The sequence below is a fragment of the Bradyrhizobium sp. MI1.3 genome, assembly GCF_055811695.1.
The window spans coordinates 1-3,972 of record NZ_JBVVPQ010000165.1; the positions used below are offsets into that span (position 1 = coordinate 1).

A 3,972-nucleotide genomic window follows, 5' to 3' on the forward strand; every position below is an offset into this window, starting at 1 on the left:
GCTCCAGCACCATGAAGCGGTAGGAGGCATTGGTGATGACGATCGGGCGATCGAACAGCGAGGCCTCCGAGACGCGCGACAGCGTGTCCTGGAAGGTCGAGCGGGTGCCGAACAACGGCAGGAACTGCTTGGGGCGCACCTCGCGCGAAGCCGGCCACAGCCGCGTTCCGGCGCCGCCGCACATGATCAGGGGGATAATGCGTTTGTCCATCGTCATTTCAAACCTTGAACTCGTTCCGATACCAGGTGACAAAATTACGAACTCCGTGCGCGATCGGCGTTGACGGTGCAAAGCCGGTGTCGCGCATCAGATCCTCGACATCCGCGAACGTTTCCAAGGGGTCTTCCGGCTGCATCGGTAGCAATTCTTTGATCGCCGTCCGACCCAGCTCCTGCTCCGGCTCCAGAACTCCGACGACGTGCATCAGCTCTTCCGGGTGGTAGTTGCCGACATTGTAGACCTTAGACGGCGCATTTGCGGCGGCCGGACGATCTGCGGTGATCCCTCATCCTGTTCCCAAGGACCGCTTCGCCCGATCCGTCGCTCGATCTTTCGCCCGCGGCGCCTCTTTATCCTCCGCTTCGACGGGGACGCAATAGCCCCGCCGCCCTGCATGCGGGCTCCTGATCACCGCTATTGCAAGATTGGCGCCAAAACCATACCAAAGCGGCCGAATTCGGCGCCTTGCGTCGTGTTGCTTCAAAACCCTTGTTCATGCGGGCGAAATGCGCCGAATCCTGCTGTCGACGGCCAAGATCCTGATTTCCGGAGCGCTGCTCTACCTGGCGCTGCGCAAGGTCGATCTGTCCGAACTGTTTTCGCGCTTCACCGTGACCAGCCTGTTCTGGATCGGCTTGGCGATCGCCGTCACGTTCCTGCAAATCTTCGTCGGCGTGTTGCGCTGGCGCGAGATCGGCGCCGCATGCGGCGCCCCGCTCGAACTCGGCCGGGCCATGCGCTACAACGTGATCGGATCGTTCTTCAACCAGACCCTGCCCTCGGCGATCGGCGGCGATGCGGTCCGGCTGTGGCTCGTCGCGCGCGCCGGCGCCGGCTGGCGCGCGGCGACCTACTCGATCTTCGTCGATCGCGCGATCGGTTTGATCGCGCTCGCGATCATGATCGTGGCAAGTCTGCCCTGGAGCTACGCCCTCATCGCCGATCCGCAGGGGCGCTCCGCGCTTCTGCTCGTCGACTTCGCGGCGCTCGCGGGTGGTCTCGGCTTCCTGGTCTTCGGCGCGCTGCAATGGAACTGGCTGAAAACCTGGTGGGCTACGCATCACGTTCACGCCTGTGCGGTGATCGCCAACCGAGTGATGTTCAGCCGCTCGCGCGGACCGGCCGTCGTAATCCTGTCGCTCGCCGTGCATGTGCTGGCCGTCGTGGTCGCCTGGTGCGTCGTGCAGTCGATCGCGGCGCCGGTCGGCTTCAGCGACGTGTTTATGCTTGTGCCGCCGGTGATGCTGATCACGATGATGCCGATCTCGATCGCCGGCTGGGGCGTGCGTGAAGCCACCATGAGCCTCGCCTTCGGCTTCGCGGGCCTCGCCACGAAGGAGGGCGTCAACGTCTCGCTGCTGTTCGGCGCCGTGTACTTCATCGTCGGCGCGATCGGCGGCCTGGTCTGGATCCTGAGCGCCGAGAAAGCCGCGCAGGGATCGGCACCGCTGGGGGTTCCGGAGTGAACACGGCCGTCGACGCGCTCGGCGCGATACCGTCGCTGCTTGCCGTTGCGATTGCCGCGCTGGTGTCGGGCGTCATCACCTGGACCAGCCGCCCCCTGCTCCAGCGTTACGCATTGGCGCGGCCCAACGCGCGGTCCTCTCACCGTATCCCAACCCCGCAGGGCGCGGGCATCGCCGTGATATCAGCGACGCTGCTGGTCGCATCAGCCTGGGCAGTCTGGGCGAATGTCGCGATTCCGCCGGCGCTGATCGCCGCGACGGTGTTGATCGCCCTGGTCGGATTTGCCGACGACATCAAGTCGCTGCCGGTGCTTGTGCGCCTCGTGCTGCAGGCCGCGGCCGTCGGCGCCGTCGTGTTCACCACGCCCGAGACCGCGCGCATCGTGCCGGCGCTGCCGCTCGCGCTGGAGCGCGGACTCATCCTGCTGGCGGGCGTGTGGTTCTTGAACCTCGTCAACTTCATGGACGGGCTCGATCTGATGACGGTGGCGGAAGTCGTGCCCGTCACCGCGACGCTGCTGCTGCTGGCACTGCTCGGCGATTTGTCCTGGCCGGCTGCGCTGATCGCCGCGACGCTGTGCGGCGCCATGCTCGGCTTTGCGCCGTTCAACAAGCCGGTCGCAAAAGTCTTCCTGGGCGATGTCGGCAGCCTGCCGATCGGCCTTTTGCTCGGCTGGTGCCTGCTCGAGCTCGCCTGGCGCGGGCAGCCCGCCGCGGCGCTGTTACTGCCGGCTTATTACCTCGTGGACTCCACCATCACGCTGTTCCGGCGCATCGCCAGGCGCGAGCAATTCTGGTCGGCGCATCGCTCGCATTTCTACCAGCGCGCCACCGACCACGGCTTCACGGTGACTCGCGTGATCGGAGAGGTGTTCGCGCTCAATCTCGTGCTCGCCGGGCTTGCCATCGTCACCGCTCGCGCGGGCTCGGCGACGATCACGCTGATCGCGCTGCTGGCGGGCGCCATCGCGATCGGCATCGTGCTGCGCCGCTTCTCCCGCCCTCAGGCGTCCTGAGCCGCCAGCGCCAGCCGCAGGCCCTCATTGAGGGAGACCTGCGGATGCCAGCGGTTGCTGTCACCTTGGAGAGGTTGAGCTCGAGCGAGCCGATCAGGCTGTCATGCGTATCCTGCTGGCCCACCACTCGGAGCAGCGTGCTGAGCAAGTCCGGCGGCATGCCGAACTGCCGCGAGTCCTTGCCGGCAGCCTTGGCCAGCCGCGCGATGAACTCGGGCGTCGAGACCTGTTCCCTGTCGGCCACCAGGAAGATCTCGAAATTGCTCGCGGGATCGGGATGAGAGAGCCGGCGCAGGATGAACGACGACAGGTTCTGCACGGCAAGGAAGGCGCGCTGATTGCGGATCGCGGCAAAGGGCAGCGGCAGCCCGAGGTTCACTGCACGCGTCAGCAGCGCGAATTGCCCTTGGCGCCCGCACCATAGACCAGCGGCGGCCTGATCACCGAGATCTTCATGGCGCTGTCGCGCGCCAGCGTCTTCAGGCCCGCTTCGGCCGACGCCTTGGACATGCCGTAGAGCGCGCGGCGTCAGGATATCGTCCTCGCTGAACGGCGCGCGGCCCTCGTTGCTGCGACCGTGCACGAGAAACGGTTCTGATGAAGATGAACTGGCGCACGCCTGCCGTCGCCGCGCTGCGCGCCAAGTGCAGGGTGCCGGCAACGTTGACGTTGCGGTAGAGCTGGACGGCGTGCTCCTCGTGCTTGTGATGTACCCGCGCGGCGAGATGAACGACGGCATCAGCCTTCAAGCGCCGCCTGCCAGTCGGTTTCGGGCCCGATCGTTTCGATCACGACCTCGTCGTCCATGCCTTCCGGTCTGCGCATCGCGCGGCGGACCGACCATCCCTCGCGCGCCAGCGCGGGCACGACATGACATCCGACGAAACCGCTCGCCCCGTCACCAGCACGACTGGCTTGCGCTCGTTCATCGTTGCTCCGCCAGTTCGGGGTTGCGCAACAATTCGTCGACCAGGGCAGCATAGGCGTTCATCGCGGTGACGCGATCGAATTTCGCCGCCGCCTTCATCGCGCGCTCCGCCATCGCGACTGCGTCGGAGCGAGAGGCCGCGCGGATCGCCTCGGCCAGTTGATCGGCACGGCCGGGCGTCACGACCCAGCCCAGCCCGTTCTCCACCACTGTCAACGCAGCCTCGGCCTCCGGTTCGGAGACCAACACCACGGGACGGCCGACCGCCAGAAGATTGTAGAACCGGCTCGGCACCGACACCCCCGCAACGTCCTTTCGGTACGGAATGATCCAGAGATTGGC

At 66.1% G+C, this 3,972-nt stretch carries 7 protein-coding genes and 2 pseudogenes; 2 read left to right on the plus strand and 7 right to left on the minus strand.

Annotated features, from left to right (window positions below; genetic code table 11):
• Window positions 1-211 (minus strand): sugar phosphate nucleotidyltransferase (locus AC0L3A_RS40140; RefSeq protein ID WP_473256514.1); only part of this gene is annotated, 211 nt, incomplete at its 3' end.
• A 7-nt stretch (window positions 212-218) separates the two neighbouring features.
• Window positions 219-503: pseudogene (locus AC0L3A_RS40145) on the minus strand (UDP-glucuronate 5-epimerase); the annotation flags it as partial.
• 223 nt (window positions 504-726) lie between these two features.
• Between AC0L3A_RS40145 and AC0L3A_RS40150 the strand changes: the two are divergent.
• Window positions 727-1,686, plus strand: coding sequence for a lysylphosphatidylglycerol synthase transmembrane domain-containing protein (locus tag AC0L3A_RS40150; RefSeq protein WP_473256515.1), 960 nt, complete (start codon window positions 727-729; stop codon window positions 1,684-1,686).
• Window positions 1,683-2,702: an MraY family glycosyltransferase gene (locus tag AC0L3A_RS40155; RefSeq protein WP_473256517.1), complete on the plus strand. Its 1,020-nt coding sequence runs from the start codon at window positions 1,683-1,685 to the stop codon at window positions 2,700-2,702. The genes AC0L3A_RS40150 and AC0L3A_RS40155 overlap by 4 nt, the downstream gene beginning before the upstream one ends.
• Here the strand turns inward: AC0L3A_RS40155 and AC0L3A_RS40160 are convergent.
• The 5 genes and pseudogenes from AC0L3A_RS40160 to AC0L3A_RS40180 all read right to left on the minus strand — a co-directional run.
• Window positions 2,623-3,081, minus strand: a complete 459-nt coding sequence (locus AC0L3A_RS40160; protein WP_354127990.1) for a Rossmann-fold NAD(P)-binding domain-containing protein — start codon at window positions 3,079-3,081, stop codon at window positions 2,623-2,625. The genes AC0L3A_RS40155 and AC0L3A_RS40160 overlap by 80 nt on opposite strands.
• Before the next feature lie 8 nt (window positions 3,082-3,089).
• Window positions 3,090-3,212, minus strand: a complete 123-nt coding sequence (locus AC0L3A_RS40165; protein WP_473256518.1) for a hypothetical protein — start codon at window positions 3,210-3,212, stop codon at window positions 3,090-3,092.
• Window positions 3,182-3,451, minus strand: coding sequence for an NAD-dependent epimerase/dehydratase family protein (locus tag AC0L3A_RS40170; RefSeq protein WP_354127988.1), 270 nt, complete (start codon window positions 3,449-3,451; stop codon window positions 3,182-3,184). Before AC0L3A_RS40170 ends, AC0L3A_RS40165 begins: the two co-directional genes overlap by 31 nt.
• Window positions 3,441-3,569, minus strand: coding sequence for a hypothetical protein (locus tag AC0L3A_RS40175; protein WP_473256519.1), 129 nt, complete (start codon window positions 3,567-3,569; stop codon window positions 3,441-3,443). The genes AC0L3A_RS40170 and AC0L3A_RS40175 overlap by 11 nt, the downstream gene beginning before the upstream one ends.
• Window positions 3,570-3,627: 58 nt before the next feature.
• Window positions 3,628-3,972 (minus strand): annotated as a pseudogene (locus AC0L3A_RS40180) (glycosyltransferase family 4 protein); the annotation flags it as partial.